We start from the raw sequence: 15,988 nt of genomic DNA on the forward strand, positions 1-15,988 counted from the left end.
ATCTCCTCGGGCGTCCGGCGGCCGGAGCGCCGGGCCGCGCATGGGTGTTTTGTCGGTTAGCGTAGTCGCTGGTGAGCAGCGTACGGCGTCCAGCGTGGGGAAGCATCATCCCAGTTCTCACGCTCCTTGCGGGAACCTTGTTCGCGGCGAGCGCGAGCACGGCCCGCGGCACGAGCCTGCGCGAGCAGGGCCGGACCAGGATCACCGAGCTCATCACCGCGGAGCAGCGCCGGGGCCGGCAGGATCGCGCCGAGTACCGGCGGCTGCGCCGCCAGGTCGACGGTATCTCCCGGGAGGCCGGACGTCACGACGCCCGGGTGAAAAACGCTCAGGCGGAGGCCGACCGGCTGGCCGCCGAGGCCGGGTTCACCCCCGCCGCCGGCCGCGCCGTCCGGGTCTCGCTGGACGACGCGCCGCCGCCGAAGTCGGGCGAGCTGCCCCGCGGCGTCCGCCCGGACGACCTGGTGGTGCACCAGAGCGACGTCCAGTCCGTCGTCAACGCCCTGTGGGCGGGCGGCGCCCGCGCCATGCAGATCATGGACCAGCGGGTGATCTCGACCAGCGCGGTGCGGTGCGTCGGCAATACGCTGATCCTCCAGGGCGTCGTGTACTCCCCGCCGTTCCGGATCACCGCCGTCGGCGATCCGGACCGGCTGCGCGCGGCGCTCGGCGCGTCCCGCGAGATCGCGATCTACCGCAGGTACGTCCGCGCCTACGGGCTCGGCTACGCGGTGCGGACGGTGGAACGCGCCACGTTGCCGCCCTACACCGGCAACGTGACCATGAAGCACGCTACGGTTCCGGCGGAACCGCCCAAAGGCGGCTGAACCCCCCGGCAGAGGAGGACGCGGTGCGGACGGTGATCCGTGGCATGGGCGAGCTGTGCATCACCGCCGGGCTGATCGTCATGCTGTTCGTGACGTACGAGCTCTGGGGCACCGGCCAGTACACCAAGGGCGCGCAGGACAGGCTGGGCGACGAGATGCTGAAGAACTGGCGGGCCACCAAGGTCACCACCGAGAGGGTCGAGCTCGGCAAGGGCCTCGCCGTGATCCGCATCCCCCGGTTCGGCGAGCACTACCGCTTCGTCGTGATCGAGGGCGTCGACCGGGCCGACCTGCGCAAGGGGCCCGGCCACTACCCGGGCAGCGCGCTGCCCGGCCAGGTCGGGAACTTCGTGGTCTCCGGCCACCGGACGACCTACTCCGCGCCGTTCAACCGGCTCGGCGAGCTCGACCGCGGCGACAAGATCCTCATCGACACCCGGGACGAGCAGTACGTCTACCAGGTCACCGACCGGCGGATCGTGAAGCCGTCGGCGACGGAGGTGACCGCTCCCGTCCCGCTCCACCCGAAGCGGCGGCCGACCGAGCGGCTCCTCACGCTCACCACCTGCCACCCCAAGTACTCCGCCGCCCAACGAATGATCATCTTCGGCGAGCTGGTCGAGACGCTGCCGCGCGCGGCGTCGGCCCGCGCCGCCGGGACGTAGGAGGCCTCGTGTACGCCTGGATCTGGCGCCGACTGCCCGGCGCGTGGCAGACCAAGACCGCGACCGCGCTCGGCCTGTTCGTGGCGATCGCCGTCCTCCTCTGGTACGTCGTGTTCCCGTGGGTCGAACCCAAGGTCCAGTTCGACCACGGCGTGGTGCAGGACCCGGCGCCGTCCGGCTCCGCCACCCCGGGCTGACCGGCGATGCGCGTCCTCGTCGTCGACAACCACGACAGCTTCGTCTACAACATCGTCCAGTACCTGCTGGAACTCGGCGCCGACTGCGTGGTCCGGGACCGTTCGGACGTCGCCGTCCAGGACGCCGCCGACGTCGACGGCGTCCTGCTCAGCCCCGGACCCGGCCATCCCGCCGACGCCGGGGTCTGCCTCGACCTCGTGCGGGACGCCGAGCGCCGCGGCACCCCGCTCCTCGGCGTCTGCCTCGGCCACCAGGTGATCGCCCACGTGCACGGCGCGACGGTCGCCCGCGCCCCCGAGATCGTCCACGGCTTCACGAGCGAGATCCACCACGACGGCGCCGGCGTCTTCCGCGGTCTGCCGGACCCGTTCGCCGCGACCCGCTACCACTCGCTCGCCGTCGTGCCCGGGACCGTCCCGCCGGACGTCCTGGAGGTGACCGCCCGCACCCGCAACGGCGTCGTCATGGGCCTGCGCCACCGAGGCCGGCCCGTCGAGGGCGTCCAGTTCCACCCCGAGTCGATCCTCTCCGTCGCCGGCCATCGACTGCTTCGGAACTGGCTCGACACCTGTGCTGACCAGCGCCTTCACCGGGTGGGCGGGAGCTAGGCACTCCCATCTCGTCCCAAGCTAGAAAATATCGGTTGAAATACGTAACGTTCCCTGGCGTCGTGACGAAGACCATGACGAAGGGCTTCCGCCATTGCCCCCGAGTGGCGGAAGCCCTTCTCTCATGCCCGGGCCCGTCCGGCCCCCCGCGACGCGGCCTGCGAAACGCCCGAGGGCCCCGTCTCCGGCCGGAGACGGGGCCCTCGATCAACTTTCGGTCAGCCCTGGCCGTTGCCCGGTGGGAAGCCGGGGAAGCCCGGCGTCGGCGTGCCCGGGCCGGGCGTCGGCGTCGGCGGCTTCTGCGCCACGAAGATGGTCACGGTCTCGCCCGGCGCGACCGTCGCGCCCTCACCCGGCTGCTGGTCGTAGACGAAGCCGGGAGCGACCTGCTTGTCGGGCGGCGGCGTGCCCTTCTGCACGCTGCACTTCAGGCCGAGACCCTCCAGCTTGCCGCAGGCGGCCCGCTGGCTGTTGTTGAACAGGCTCGGCACCTTCATGCTCGACGGGCCGGTCGACACCGTCAGCGTGACGTTCGAGCCCTTCGCCGCCTTCGAGCCGCCGGTCGGATCGGTCGAGATCACGTTGCCCCGGGGCACGGTGTCGTTCGAATCGACCCGCTTGTCGACCTCGAACCCGCGCTCCTCCAGGATCTTCTTCGCCGCGGCGTACGGCTTGCCGGTCACGTCCGGGATCTCGATCTCCGTGGGCGGCTTCTTGCCCTTGGAGACCAGCAGCGTCACCGAAGCGCCCTTGGCGGCGTCCGTGCCGGGCTGCGGATCGGAACTGATCACGAACCCCTTCCGGACGTCGTCGTTGAAGTCGGTCCTCGGCTCGCCGACCTTGAAGCCGAGCTTGGTGAGCTGGGCCGTCGCGTCGTTCTGCGAGACGTTGACGATGCTCTTGGGGATCGCGACCTGGTCGGCCGCGTCGTCCCCGCCGCTCATCAGCAGGCCGATGAGCGCTGCGCCGCCGATGAACAGCACCGCGAGGCCCACCCACAGCGCGGCCTTCTTGCCGCCGCCGCCGCGTCCGGCCTCGTCGTCGTAGTGGACGGGCGGCAGGCCGTAGCCGTCGTCCTGCGGCCGCCGCACCTGCGTGCGCGCCGGGCCGCCGTACGCGCCCATCACCTGGGTGCCCTGCGGCTGCTGGCCGCCCATCAGCATCGTGGACGCCGCCGTCGACGACACGGGCTGGCCCTGCAGGACGCGCTGGATCTCCTGCCGGAACTCCGTCGCGTTCTGGTAGCGGTGGTCGGCTTCCTTCGCCATCGCCTTCAGCACGATCGCGTCCGCCCACTGCGGGATCTGCGGGTCCACCTGCGACGGCGGGACCGGCTCCTCCCGCACGTGCTGGTAGGCGATCGCGACAGGGGAGTCGCCGGTGAACGGCGGCTTGCCGGTGAGCAGCTCGTACAGCACGCAACCGGTCGAGTAGATGTCGCTGCGGGCGTCCACCCGCTCCCCGCGCGCCTGCTCGGGCGACAGGTACTGCGCGGTACCGATCACCTGGGCGGTCTGCGTCATCGTGGACGCCGTGTCGGCCATGGCCCGGGCGATGCCGAAGTCCATGACCTTGACCTCGTGCTGCCGGGTGAGCATCACGTTGGCCGGCTTGATGTCGCGGTGCACGATGCCGCCGCGGTGGCTGTAGTCCAGCGCCCGCAGGATCCCGTCAGTGATCTCCAGGGCCTTGTCCGGCAGCAGCGCGCGGTTCTCCCTCAGGAGGTCGCGCAGCGTGCTCCCGTCCACGTGCTCCATGACGATGTACGGGATCGGCGTGTCGCCGATCATGTCCTCGCCGGTGTCGTACACGGCGATGACCGAGGGGTGGTTCAGCGACGCGGCCGACTGGGCCTCGCGCCGGAACCGGGCCTGGAACGTGGGGTCACGGGCCAGGTCCGACCGCAGCGTCTTGACCGCGACGATGCGATCGAGACGGCGGTCCCGGGCACGGTAGACCTCGGCCATGCCGCCGCGCCCGATCACCGTTTCGAGCTCGTAGCGGCCGCCGAGCAGCCGAGGTTGACTCATATGTGCACTTTCCCTCGTACGTCTACACCTTGTCTCCAGAACCTAGCTTCCCCTCCGGGGTCGGCGGGGGATCCGGGCTCGGAGTTGACGGAGTCGTGGTGCTCCCCGTCGGTGCGGGTGTGGGCTCGGGGGCGGTGGGAGTCGCCCGGGGCGGATTCGTGGATGGCTTATGTGACAGGGACGCCTTGGGCGGCCCCTGCGTTGACGGACGGATCCTATGCGTCCGGTGCCGCGGCGGGACAGCCGGCCTCGGAGTGCTCCGGCCCGAGTGCCGCCGCGGGGTGCCGGGGGCGGGGGTGGAGGCCGGATCGTCGACACTGTCGTCCCCGACCGGCCGGGTGGCCGGGGCGGCGGGCGGTTCCCGCTCGTCCTCGCCCGGTCCGGCGAAGGCCAGCCCTTTCCACAGGGAGCCGACGACGATCACGCAGACCAGCAGGACGGCCGCGACGGACGCGTACGCCACTGCCGAGCGCCGTTGCCCGGACACTGGCCCGCTGGCGAGGTTATCCGCCCCTTCGTCAGCGTCAAATCCCGACAAAGTAGACGATCTTGCGAGATGGGGATCGGGGCTGGTGGCGGGGGACCGGCGTGCACCCCTGCGAGGCGTGTCCAGCCGGGCGGCCTCGCGGGTCGTGCCGACCCGGCCCGTGCTGAGCGACGCGCGGATCCCCAGCGCCCGTGCGGCGACCGTGTCCGCGTCCGCGGGACGGTCCCGCGGCTCCTTCGCGAGCATCTCCATGACCAGCTCGCGGGCCGCCTCGGGCACCCGTCGCGGCAGCTCCGCGGGGGCGTCCCGGACGTGCTTGAGCGCCACCTCCACCGCGGTCGGCCCGTCGAACGGCGGCGCGCCCGTCAGGCACTCGTAGGCCACCGCGCCCAGCGAGTACAGGTCCGCCGCCGGGGACAGCTCCAGGCCCTGCGCCTGTTCCGGCGAGATGTAGTGCGCGGTCCCCATGACCATCCCGGTCTGGGTCTGCGACGCCGCCGCCAGCCGGCGGGCGATCCCGAAGTCGGTGATCTTCAGGGTGCCGTCCGGTGCCACCATCAGGTTCGCCGGCTTGACGTCGCGGTGCACGATCCCGGCCGCGTGCGCGACCACCAGCGCCCGCGCCGCCTGCACGATCAGGTCGAGCACCGCCTCCAGCGGCAGCCCGCCGTCGCGCGCGAGGATCTCGTCCAGCGGCTCGCCCGGCACCAGCTCCATCACCAGGAACGTCCGTCCGGCCTGCTCGCCGTAGTCGAACGCCCGCGCGATCCCCGGGTGCCGCAGCTCCGCCGCGAAGCGCGCCTCCGACTCGAAGCGGCCGCGCGCCCGCATGTCCGAACCCAGCTCCAGGCGCAGCAGCTTCACCGCCACCAGCCGCCCCGACAGCGCGTCGGACGCGCGCCAGACCTCGCCCATCCCGCCGATCGCCAGCCGCTCCAGCAGCCGGTACCGGTCGTTCAGGACGAGGCCCGTACTCACTTCTGCAGGACCTTCGCCATGATCGCCCCGGCGATGGGGCCGGCGTTGGCGGCGCCGGAGCCCGGGGCCTCGGTCATGACGGCGAACGCGTAGCGCGGGTTCTGGGGCGGGCTGAACCCGACGAACCAGTTCGCGTTCGGGTTGCCCGGGCCCTGCTCGGCGGTACCGGTCTTGCCGGCGATCCGCATGCCCGCCAGGTTCTTCGCGGTGCCCTCGGAGACCACCGCGCGCATCATGTCCTCCAGCTGGCCGGCCTGGCCGTCGCTCATCCCCTCGCCGAACTCCTTCGGGGAGACGTTGTAGAGCTCGCTCTGGTCCTTCGCGCGGACCTTCTGCACCACGTACGGGTTCATGATCTTGCCGCCGTTGGCGATCGAGCAGGCGACCATCGCCATCTGCAGCGGCGTGGCCCGCACGTTCTCCTGGCCGATGCCGGACCGCGCCGTGCCGTCCTTGCCGGTCTCGATCGTGTTGCCCTTGGCGTCCTTGATCGACACCGGGACGTCGCTCTCCGCGGCGTACATGTCGGGCTCCAGCTGCACGTGCTTGCCGAACCCGAACCTCGTGGAGCCGTCGTGCAGCTCCTGGATGCCCATGTCCAGCGCCATCTTCGCGAACGAGGTGTTGCAGGACTCGGCGAAGGCGCCGCGCAGCGGGGCCGACCCGGCGCAGCTGCCGCTGTCGTGCGAGTTCGGCAGCGGGCGGCCCGACTCCGGCAGGATCAGCTGCCCGGTGTTCACCGTCGACGAGCTGTTGAGGCCGAGCTTCTGCATCCCGATCGCCGACACCACCGCCTTGAACGAGGAACCGGGCGGGAACGTCTGGCTGAGGGCGTTGTCGACCAGCGGCTTGATGACGCCGTCGCCCTTGTCGAGCTGCTCCAGGCGCTTGCCGCCCTTCTCACCGGTCTGCGGCGCGACCTCGTTCGGGTCGAACGACGGCCACGACGCCGCCACCTTGACCGCGCCCGTCTTCACGTCGATCACGACGGCGCCGCCGCGGCGGCCGCCGGCCGTCCGCGCCTTCAGCTGCTCGTACGCCGTGCGCTGCGCCTGCGGGTCGATCGTCAGCTCGACGTTCGCGCCCTCGGCCTTCTTGCCGATGAACGTGTCGAACCAGCGCTGCTGCGTGATCCGCGTGTCCTTGCCGCCGAGCAGCGAGTTGTAGGCCCGCTCGACCTGGGTGGCGTTGCCGTTGAAGTACCCGGTGATCGGCGCGAAGATCGGCCCGTCCTTGTAGGTCCGGCCGTACTTCGGGTTGTCCTTGCCGGTCTCCTTCGAGGTCACCAGCACCTCGCCGCCCGCCGAGATCTGGCCGCGCGGCGAGTTGAACACGTCCGCGTACTGGCGGCTGTTGCGCGCGTCGGTCCGCAGGTCCTCCGCCTGGCTGCCCTGGACGTAGTTGACCTGCGCCATCAGTCCGAAGAAGAGCAGCAACGCGAAGATCGCCACCCGCCGAACCGGCTTGTCCATGTTCATAGGGGGGAAGTCACCTCGTGCTCACGATCTGGGTCATGCCCTCGTCCTGGATCGCCTGCGGGGCGGGCTTGCGCGCGTCATGGCTCATCCGCACCAGGATCGCGATCAGGATCCAGTTGGCCATCAGCGACGAGCCGCCCTGGGACAGGAAGGGCGTCGTCAGGCCGGTGAGCGGGATGAGCCGTGTGACGCCTCCGACGATCACGAAGACCTGGAGGGCCAGCACGAAGGACACGCCGCCCGCGAACAGCTTCAGGAACGGGTCCCGCGCCGCCACGGCCGTCTTCATCCCGCGTTGCACGATCAACGCGTATATCAAGAGCAACACCATCAACCCGGTCAGCCCGAGTTCCTCGCCGAGCGAGTCGAAGATGAAGTCGCTGAAGGACAGGGGCGTCCGCCACGGCTCGCCCTGGCCGAGCCCGGTGCCGAGGACGCCGCCCTGGCCGAGCGCGAACAGGCCCTTCATCAGCTGCGCGCTGTCGGAGTACTCCCCGCCCAGCTCCGCGCAGGCCGAGAAGCCCGGCGAGATGCTGCCCTGATCCTTGTACTTCTTGTAGATGGTGGTGTCGGGGTTGACCGGGACGACCTTGCCGCTGTCCAGCAGGCAGCCGCCGTCGAAGTACGGCTTGGGGTTCTGCCAGATGTCGATGCGCTGGTTCACGTGGCCCATGAACGGCAGCAGCGTCGCGATGAAGATGCCGACCGCCAGCAGCCCGACACCGATCACCACCCAGGACACCCGCTGGGTCGCGATGTACAGCATCGACACGAACAGGCCGAAGAACAGCAGCGCGGTGCCGAGGTCCTTCTGCATGAACAGCACGCCCAGGCAGAAGAACCAGATCACCATGATCGGACCGAGGTCGCGGGCCCGGGGCAGACTGATCGGACCGACCTTCTTGCCGATCAGCGACATCGCCTGCCGCTTGTTCACCAGGTATCCGGCGAAGAAGACCACCAGCAGCAGCTTGGCGAACTCGCCCGGCTGCACCGAGAACGGACCCAGGTGGATCCACACGCGGGCGCCGTTGATCTGCTGGCCGATGCCCGGGACGATCGGGAGCAGCAGCAGGATGACCGCGGTGAGCCCGATCAGGTACGTGTAGCGCTGCGCGGTCTTCGGCGGGAACGAAAGCGGGGCGTCCGGCTTGTCGGTGTCGCGCATGATCAGCACGGCGCCGACGAACAGGGCGATTCCGACGAACGTCCACATCAGCTGGCCGGGCGCGTCGGCGGCGTCCGGGAGCAGCTTCTTGCCCGCGGCCGCCGCGACCTTGCGGTCATGGCTGGTGTCGAGGTCCAGGCGGTAGATCATCGCCAGCCCGATGCCGTTCAGCGCCACCGCGAGCGGCAGCAGCAGCGGGTCGGCGTAGGGGGTGAACTTCGCCTGGAAGAAGTAGGCGACGAACGCCAGCACGGCGAGACCGCCGCCGTACACGAACAGGCCGCCGGGGATGTTCCCGTCACGGGCGAGGCCGACCTCCGCGAACGCCGACAGCGTCAGGATCATCGCGAAGGCCAGCAAGGCCAGCGAAGCGGCGTTGCGCCGCTGGTACGGGAGGTGGGCCCGGATCTGCTCCCCGATCGATTGCATCTACGAGCTCCCTCCGCTGGAGGGGCAGTCCTTGATGGACGGGGTGCGCTGCTTGCACTCTTCCCGGTGCGCGCCGAGCTGGTCGAGCTTGGTCTGCGCCGCCTTCTGCCCGATGAACACGAGGGTGCCCTTCTCGACCGCGGTCACGTCCGAGGCGGGCAGCTCGTCGATCCGGATGTCGCTGCTCTTGACGGAGGTCTGCCGGCAGTTCTGCTGCTCCCGGCCCTTCACCATGGCGACCTTGCCGCCCTGCCCGATGAGCGAGTACTTGCAGACGGCGCTCTCCAGCTGCTTCAGCGCCTTCGGACCGTCGACGGTGTAGGTGTCCTTGACCTGCTGCTGGAGGTCCTGCGGGAGGTCGGCCACCAGGATCGGCTGCTTCGGCTGTTCCTTCTTGGCGGCCTCGCGGGACAGGCTGAGGCCCGGCACCTTCTGCGTCGTCCCGCGGTAGAGGACGACCTCGCCGGCCTTGTTCGCGCCGACGTAGTAGCCGTTCCGGACGTTCTGCAGCAGCACGAACCCGCCCGCCACGACGCCCACGACGACCACGCCCGCCACGACGACCAGCCACGTCCAGCGCCGCGTGCCGCCCCGCCCCCGCATCCGCTGGGACTGCGGCATGGTGCCCGGCGCCGGCGGTGGGCCCATCGCGTCGCCCATCGGCATCGGGGCCTGCGGCGGCGGCATCTCGTCCACCGCCACCGGCGGATGCGGTCTGGTGTCGCGCAGCTGCGCGGCCCGCCCCGCCGGGGTGTCGGCGACGGTCGTGTTCGGCCCCGTCCCCCCGCCCGGCGGCTCCGGCGGCGCCGCGTTGGCCGCCGCGCCGACCGCGTGGCCGGGGCCGCCCGTCGGGGGCCGGCGCTCCAGGTCCACCACGTCGGCGACGACGCAGGTGATGTTGTCGGGGCCGCCGCCCCGGTTCGCCAGGTCGATCAGTTGCCGGACGGCCTGCTCGGGGTCGTCCACCTCCGTGAGCACCTGGAAGATCGTCTCCGCCGTGACGACGCCCGACAGGCCGTCCGAGCACAGCAGGTACCGGTCGCCGACCTTCGCCTCGCGCAGCGACAGGTCCGGATCGACCTCGCCGCGGCCGTCCAGCGCCCGCAGCAGCAGCGAGCGCTGCGGGTGCGAGGCCGCCTCGTCCGGGCTGATCCGACCCTCGTCGACGAGGGACTGCACCAGCGTGTGGTCGTGCGTGATCTGGAACAGGCTGCCGTCGCGCAGCAGGTAGGCGCGCGAGTCGCCGATGTGCACCAGCGCGACCTGGTTGCCCGCCCACAGCATCGCGGTCAGCGTCGTCCCCATGCCCTGCAGGGCGGGGTCGGACTCCACGATGCGGTGCAGGTTGTCGTTCGCCGTCTTGACCGTGTGCTCCAGCGCGGCCAGCAGCTCGGTCGCCGGGAGGTCCTTGTCGAGGGCCCGCAGCGCCTCGATCGCCGCGGCGCTCGCGATCTCGCCGCCGACGTGCCCGCCCATCCCGTCGGCCACCGCGAGCAGGTGCGCGCCCGCGTACGCCGAGTCCTCGTTGCCCTCGCGCAGCATGCCGACGTCGGAGCGCGCGGCGTAGCGGATTCCCAGTGTCATTTGCGCAGCTCGATCACGGTCTTGCCGATACGGACCGGAACGCCCGGGGGAACCGGCATCGGCCGGCTCACCTTCGTGCGTCCGAGATACGTCCCATTGGTCGAGCCGAGATCTTCCACGATCCACTGACCGTCCTGCGCGAAAAGTCGGGCATGCCGGCTCGAAGCGTAGTCGTCGGTCACGACGAGCGTGGCGTCATTGGCACGGCCGATGGTGATGGGCACCCCGGTGAGGTCGATGACAGTGCCGGCCCGTTCGCCCTGGACGACCACGAGTTTGGTCGGGGCACCGTTCTGGGCGCTGCGCTGCGGCCGGGGTGGCTTCGGCTGCCTGGCCGCCCGGGGGGGACGGGGCTGGGATGCGCGCGTGGCCGCCTTGGACGCGGCCTTCGAGCCGAACAGGTCGGCCCTGATCACGCCGACGGCCGCGATGACGAACAGCCACAGCACCGCGAGGAACGCCAGCTTGATCAGCGTGAGGGTGAATGGGGACATCGGAGTCGGGGTTACTCCCTATCGCGGCGGAACACAAGAGTGGTGCGGCCCATCGTGACCCGGGAGCCGTCGACCAGCGTGACCCGCCGGATCGGCTGCCCGTTCACGAACGAGCCGTTGGTCGACCCTAGATCCACGAGAGCGATTTCGGGACCTTCTACGCGGATCTCGGCATGGTGCCGGGACACGCCCGGGTCGACGAGGCGCAGGTCGCAGTCGGTACCGCGACCCAGCAGGGTCACGGGAGTGTTGATCTCATAGGTGCGCTGAGTCGTGTCCGATCCCTCCAGCGCCGTGGTCACCAGCAGGCGCGGATGCCCCCCGAACACCCCGCCCCGGCCCCCCTGCGGCACGTCGCTCACCGGCCGGCGGATCTCCCCGCCCTCGACCGTCGAGCCCCGGATCACCCCGGACCTGATGCGGAACATGCCCGTGGCGAGATCCCCCGCGTTCTCGAACCGCACGCGCACCGGACCCACGAAGGAGTACCCCTGCTCCTTCGCGTACTCGCGCGCGAGATTCGCCAGCTCCTGGCTCAGGCTGTCGGCGTACACCTGGAGCCGCTGCCCGTCCTGCTGAGAGATCTCCACGACGAAGTCGTTCGGCACGAGCGTGCGGCCCTGTGCCACGATCGCCGCCCGATCGTCCATCTCGCGCTGCACAGCACTGGCCACCTCGACCGGCTGGAGCTCGGACTTGAAGGCACGGGCGAAGGCCCCTTCGACCATGCCCTCAAGCCGTCGCTCGAAGCGCTGAATGACGCCCACGGGCACCTCCCTTCCCCACTGGTAGACGATCGTATCGGTGCGAAGGTTCGCTCGGCGTATCTGGATACCTAACCACCCTGGACCCCGTGCTAGCCTTTTCAGGCACCCGGAAACGGGACGGCACCCACGGGCGGGTGGCGGAACGGCAGACGCGCACGGTTCAGGTCCGTGTGTCCGAAAGGATGTGAGGGTTCAAATCCCTCCTCGCCCACGCGGGGTCAGTGACGCAAGTCCTCCCCTAACAGTGACGGAAAGAGCCCCCCAGCGACAAGCTGGGGGGCTCTTCCGCTTCCCGGAGGCCTCACGTGGCCCCCCGCGAGGGCCGCGACCACCCGATCCCAGGAGCGTCCGGACTCGCGTCGAGCGCCTTCGGGGCATGCCTGTGAAGGTGCTGGTCATGTGGCCGGTGGTGCTGGTGATGTTGCCGAACGGATGTGCGCATGGCCCGGTCCGGATTGCTCGGTCCGGTCCGGGCCGGGCCGCGAAGGGAGTGCGGGAGTCAGTTCGCCATGTCGGCGAACTGGCCGGGCTGGTACGCGCCTCCGGGGTTGCGGACCATGACGTTGAGCCGGTTGTTGGCGTTGATCATGGCGATCAGGGAGAGCAGCGCGGCGATCTGGTCGTCGTCGTAGTGCTCGCGTGCCTTCGCCCAGGTTTCATCGGACACGCCGGGGTGGGCGTCGGCGATGCGGGTGCCCTCCTCGGTCAGTGCCAGCGCGGCCCGTTCGGCGTCGGTGAACACCGTGGACTCGCGCCAGGCGGCCACGAGGTGGAGGCGGACGGCGTCCTCGCCGGCGGCGGTGGCGTCCTTGGTGTGGTAGTCGACGCAGAAGCCGCAGCCGTTGATCTGGCTGGCGCGCAGCATCACCAGGTCCTGGGTGGAGCGGGGCAGCGACGAGTCGGTGATCGCCAGGGCGACGTTGTAGATGCGCTTGGCGATCTTGGCCCCGAGCGGGTTGGCCATCAGGTCGAAACGGGGTTCCATGACGTGGTTCTCACTTTCGAGGGGTTGGGCGGCGCGCGTATCGTGCGCGCGACTCTGAACCGGCCGAGGGGTTACGGGTGTGCGGGATCAGCCGAGTCCACCGGGCTCGTACTCGCCGCCGCGCTGGCCGATGATGACGGCCATGCGGTTGGTGGCGTTGATCAGGGCGATGAGCATCACCAGATCGGACAGCTGGTCGTCGTCGTAGTGCTCGGCGGCGTTCGCCCAGGTCTCGTCGGACACGCCGGGGTGGGCGTCGGCGATGCGGGTGCCCTCCTCGGCGACCCGCAGGGCGGCGCGCTCGGCGTCGGTGAACACCGTCGACTCACGCCAGGCCGCGACCAGGTTGATGCGGGTGGCGCTCTCCCCCGCCTGAGCGGCGTTCTTGCTCCACACGTCGGTGGCGTAACCGTCGCCGTTGATCTGGCTGGCGCGCAACACGACCAGCTTCTGGGTCGCGGCCGGCACCGTCGACTCCGCGAGGATCGTCTGGCTCGCCGTTCCGAAGTGCTTGGCGGCCTTGGCGGCGGTCGCGGTCGGGTCACCGAAGAGGTTCAGACGAGCGGTCATCGTGAGCTCCCTGCTGTTGTGAGCGGTCGGACAAGAGATGCCGACGGCCTGGTTCCTGTGACACCGGACCAGAGGGACGCGCGTCACATGACCGCCTCGGGGGTTCAGAGTCCGAAGGCCCCCAGGGCGCGGGCGTTCCCAGAGGCAGGGCGGCGCTCAGGTGGGGGATCACGGGGTGGAGGATCCCCGTGGCGCTGCCGGTCAGCGCAGTACGGCCGCCAGCAGGTCGGTTCCCAGCGCCGTCAGGTCGGGCAGATTGACGGTGTAGCGGACGTAACGGCCCTGCCGCCGGGCCGTGAGCAGACCCGCGCGGCGCAGGACGGCGAGGTGGCGGGAGACTTCCGGGGGCGAAAGTTCCCAGGCGTGGGCCAGCTCACCGGTGGTGTGCGGGCCGCGGGCGAGGGTGCGCAGCAGGCGGAGCCGTACCGGATGCGCGAGCGCCTCCAGCCGTAGCGTGACCGTTTCCAGAGATACCGGCTCCGATGGACTCGCCTCGGCGACGGGGTACTGCACCACCGGCTGCCACCCGGGCGCGTGGACCGCCACCAGGTGCGGGCGGCCGAAGACGCTGGGGAGGAAGGTGACCCCCGTGCCGTGGGCGGAGGTCGCACTGTCCTGCAGCTTGTCCACGATGATGCAGTCGCCGTCCGGCGCCAGGGTCACGGCACCGGAGACCGACGCGAGTGCCGCCCCGATGCCCTGGCGCTTCAGCAGGTCGTTCTTCACACGCAGGTCGGTGGCCAGTCGCACGGCGACGCTCGTCCAGGCGGCGTCGAAGAAGGCCTCGGCGCACTGTTCGAGGGTGTGACGCACGCGCGCCCGCACGGCGGCCGGGTCCGCGAGCAGCCGTTCGGCGAAGGCCTCCTGGAGCGCGCCGCGGGCCTGGGCCAGGTCCAGGGCCCGCTCGCGCGCCGCCGCGTCGGCGAGCGGCGACGGCGCGGCGAAGTGGACCCGGTTGCTGCCGCACGTGGTGACGAGCGCGGCGGTCACATAGGTTTCGTCGTCGATCCGGTCCACCTCGTCCAGCTCCTCGGCGAGGGTCGGCCGGGGACGGGCGGGGACCAGGAAGTCGGCTCGTGAGGAACGCCAGAGGAACTCCGCCTCTCTGAGCCGCTCGGCCAGCTCCGGACGCAGCCCGGCCCAGACGTCCCCGGCCCAGCCGGCGAGCTGCGGGTGATGCCCGGGCTCGGCCAGCACGTGCAGCATCGCGGTCAGCTCGGCCAGCGGGGAGGCGGCGAACCGCAGTCGCCCGGACGGCGGGCCGCCGATGTCGATCCTCAACGTCACCCCCTCATTCTCGCTGGTCGGACGGCCGACGACCGCGTCGGTTGACGGTGTTCGTCAACCGGCGCGCTCGGCCCGGCGGCCGAACGCACCGTTGACGCCATGGCAACCACCACCAAGATCCAGCCGCGCGCCCTCGTCCGGGCCTCCGGAGGCCCCCGCTATGCCGTCGCCCTGGCGGTGGACGCGCTCGGCACCGGCCTGCTGCGGCCCTTTCTGCTGCTCTACGGGGTGATGGTGCTGAGGCTGTCCGCGTCGGCCACCGGCATCGCCATGACGGCCGGCATCGTCGTGGGTCTGGTGTGCATGCCCGCTGTCGGCCGGTGGCTGGACCGGGGCGCACGCAGCACGGTCGTGGCGGCGTCGATGCTGGTGCGGGTGCTGGGCGTGGCGCTGCTACTGGCCGCCCCGGAAGAGCACGTCTGGCCGTTCGCGGCGGCGGCGCTCTTCCTCGGCATCGGCAACCAGGCATGGCCGGCCGCCCACGCCGCCCTCGTGGCCACGGTCGCTCACGGCCGCGAACGCGACGCCGCTCTCGCGGGAGGCCGCGCTCTGCGCAACGCCGGCCTGGGCGTGGGCGCCCTCCTCGCCACCGCATGCCTTGCGGGCGGCACCACTGCGCTGCAGGCGCTGGCAGCCGTCACCGGGCTCGCCTATCTCGCTGCGGCGGCCTTGGCATGGTCGGTCCACCTGCACACGCATCCGGCCGCTGTTCCGGCCGAGGGCAGGGCCGGCGGGCCCGCACCTCGGATGCGCGCGTTGCTGGCCGCCAACGTGGTCTACGTCTTCTGCCTCAACGTCCCCGAAATCGCGCTGCCTCTGATCCTGGTGACCCGGTTGCACGCGTCCCCGATGTGGTCGGCAGCCATCTTCGTGGCGAACACGGTGCTGGTGGTCGCCCTTCAGGTGCCGGTCACCGTCCTGATGTCCCGCTTCTCCCGGCGGACCGTGCTGGCTCTCGCCGGCGTGGTACTCGCCGCGTCCTACCTCGGCTTCCTGGCGGCCACGTCGCTGGGGAACCGCTGGAGTGCCCCGGCCGTCGCCACGGTGTCCGTGGTCTGCACCATCGGCGAGATCATCTATGCCGGCAGCGCCACCGCGCTCGTCACCGCCCTCGCCCCGGCCCCCGTCCTCGGCCGCGCCCTCTCCCGCTTCCAGCTCTCCACGGGCTTCGGCCTCGCCGTCTCCCCGGCGGTCATCACCACGCTCGCCTCCTACGGCTCGTCCGCCCTCTGGGGCGGCCTCTCCGCCGCGACGCTCCTCTCCGCCTCCGCCGTCGCCACCGAAAAGGACCAAGGAACAGGCTCATCGCCCCGGGGGCGAGACGTTCTCCGGCTTCGTGTGCCGGGACTTCGCCATCGGCATCAACCGGGAGAGCCGCCCCCCACAGGTGACCGTGATTACGGACGGAGCATAATTGAATACTGATAGTGACC

General features: G+C 70.8%; 15 protein-coding genes and 1 tRNA gene. 6 read left to right on the top strand and 10 right to left on the bottom strand.

The window, feature by feature from the left end:
* The first annotated feature begins 137 nt into the window (after positions 1–137).
* Genes AB0H37_RS25845 through AB0H37_RS25860 form a run of 4 tightly spaced genes read left to right on the top strand, consistent with a single transcriptional unit; the run spans position 138 to position 2,298 of the window.
* Entirely contained in the window at positions 138–827 is a 690-nt protein-coding gene (locus AB0H37_RS25845; protein WP_329097190.1) for a DUF881 domain-containing protein, read from the top strand.
* Positions 828–850: 23 nt separating this feature from the next.
* Entirely contained in the window at positions 851–1,492 is a 642-nt protein-coding gene (locus AB0H37_RS25850) for a class E sortase (protein WP_360615762.1), read from the top strand.
* Between the two features lie 8 nt (positions 1,493–1,500).
* Positions 1,501–1,689 carry a hypothetical protein gene (locus tag AB0H37_RS25855; protein WP_179831498.1) on the top strand — a complete coding sequence of 63 codons (189 nt, stop codon included), beginning with the start codon at positions 1,501–1,503 and terminating at the stop codon, positions 1,687–1,689.
* Positions 1,690–1,695: 6 nt separating this feature from the next.
* Positions 1,696–2,298 (top strand): gamma-glutamyl-gamma-aminobutyrate hydrolase family protein, encoded by a 603-nt coding sequence (locus tag AB0H37_RS25860; RefSeq protein WP_360615764.1) that lies wholly within the window; start codon positions 1,696–1,698, stop codon positions 2,296–2,298.
* 218 nt (positions 2,299–2,516) lie between these two features.
* Here the strand turns inward: AB0H37_RS25860 and pknB are convergent, their stop codons facing one another.
* From pknB to AB0H37_RS25895, 7 genes are read right to left on the bottom strand one after another with little or no spacing between them, the layout of a single operon-like run.
* Positions 2,517–4,328 carry a Stk1 family PASTA domain-containing Ser/Thr kinase gene (pknB, locus tag AB0H37_RS25865; protein WP_329097183.1) on the bottom strand — a complete coding sequence of 604 codons (1,812 nt, stop codon included), beginning with the start codon at positions 4,326–4,328 and terminating at the stop codon, positions 2,517–2,519.
* 22 nt (positions 4,329–4,350) lie between these two features.
* Entirely contained in the window at positions 4,351–5,793 is a 1,443-nt protein-coding gene (locus AB0H37_RS25870; RefSeq protein WP_329097181.1) for a serine/threonine-protein kinase, read from the bottom strand.
* Positions 5,790–7,265: a penicillin-binding transpeptidase domain-containing protein gene (locus AB0H37_RS25875; RefSeq protein WP_329097179.1), complete on the bottom strand. Its 1,476-nt coding sequence runs from the start codon at positions 7,263–7,265 to the stop codon at positions 5,790–5,792. Before AB0H37_RS25875 ends, AB0H37_RS25870 begins: the two co-directional genes overlap by 4 nt.
* Before the next feature lie 16 nt (positions 7,266–7,281).
* On the bottom strand, positions 7,282–8,868 hold the full coding sequence (locus AB0H37_RS25880; protein ID WP_179831503.1) for an FtsW/RodA/SpoVE family cell cycle protein: 1,587 nt from the start codon (positions 8,866–8,868) through the stop codon (positions 7,282–7,284).
* Positions 8,869–10,452, bottom strand: coding sequence for a Stp1/IreP family PP2C-type Ser/Thr phosphatase (locus AB0H37_RS25885; protein ID WP_360615767.1), 1,584 nt, complete (start codon positions 10,450–10,452; stop codon positions 8,869–8,871). It lies immediately after the preceding gene.
* Complete coding sequence (locus AB0H37_RS25890) at positions 10,449–10,946, bottom strand: FHA domain-containing protein (RefSeq protein ID WP_179831505.1); 498 nt, start codon at positions 10,944–10,946, stop codon at positions 10,449–10,451. The genes AB0H37_RS25885 and AB0H37_RS25890 overlap by 4 nt, the downstream gene beginning before the upstream one ends.
* A gap of 11 nt (positions 10,947–10,957) precedes the next feature.
* Positions 10,958–11,713 (bottom strand): DUF3662 and FHA domain-containing protein, encoded by a 756-nt coding sequence (locus tag AB0H37_RS25895; protein WP_179831506.1) that lies wholly within the window; start codon positions 11,711–11,713, stop codon positions 10,958–10,960.
* A gap of 128 nt (positions 11,714–11,841) precedes the next feature.
* Between AB0H37_RS25895 and AB0H37_RS25900 the strand changes: the two genes are divergently transcribed.
* Positions 11,842–11,924: transfer RNA gene (locus tag AB0H37_RS25900), tRNA-Leu, on the top strand.
* A gap of 288 nt (positions 11,925–12,212) precedes the next feature.
* On the opposite strand, the gene AB0H37_RS25905 is transcribed toward AB0H37_RS25900, so the two are convergent.
* The 3 genes from AB0H37_RS25905 to AB0H37_RS25915 all read right to left on the bottom strand — a co-directional run bounded on the left by AB0H37_RS25905 (position 12,213) and on the right by AB0H37_RS25915 (position 14,555).
* Positions 12,213–12,698 (bottom strand): carboxymuconolactone decarboxylase family protein, encoded by a 486-nt coding sequence (locus AB0H37_RS25905; protein WP_360615769.1) that lies wholly within the window; start codon positions 12,696–12,698, stop codon positions 12,213–12,215.
* 87 nt (positions 12,699–12,785) lie between these two features.
* On the bottom strand, positions 12,786–13,268 hold the full coding sequence (locus tag AB0H37_RS25910; protein ID WP_329097170.1) for a carboxymuconolactone decarboxylase family protein: 483 nt from the start codon (positions 13,266–13,268) through the stop codon (positions 12,786–12,788).
* A gap of 201 nt (positions 13,269–13,469) precedes the next feature.
* Complete coding sequence (locus AB0H37_RS25915; protein ID WP_360615771.1) at positions 13,470–14,555, bottom strand: helix-turn-helix domain-containing protein; 1,086 nt, start codon at positions 14,553–14,555, stop codon at positions 13,470–13,472.
* A 99-nt stretch (positions 14,556–14,654) separates the two neighbouring features.
* On the opposite strand from AB0H37_RS25915, the gene AB0H37_RS25920 reads away from it, so the two are divergent.
* Positions 14,655–15,980, top strand: a complete 1,326-nt coding sequence (locus AB0H37_RS25920) for an MFS transporter (protein ID WP_360615773.1) — start codon at positions 14,655–14,657, stop codon at positions 15,978–15,980.
* Positions 15,981–15,988 lie beyond the last annotated feature (8 nt).

Origin of the sequence: Actinomadura sp. NPDC023710 (assembly GCF_040639875.1) — a bacterium.
Classification (GTDB): domain Bacteria; phylum Actinomycetota; class Actinomycetes; order Streptosporangiales; family Streptosporangiaceae; genus Spirillospora; species Spirillospora citrea.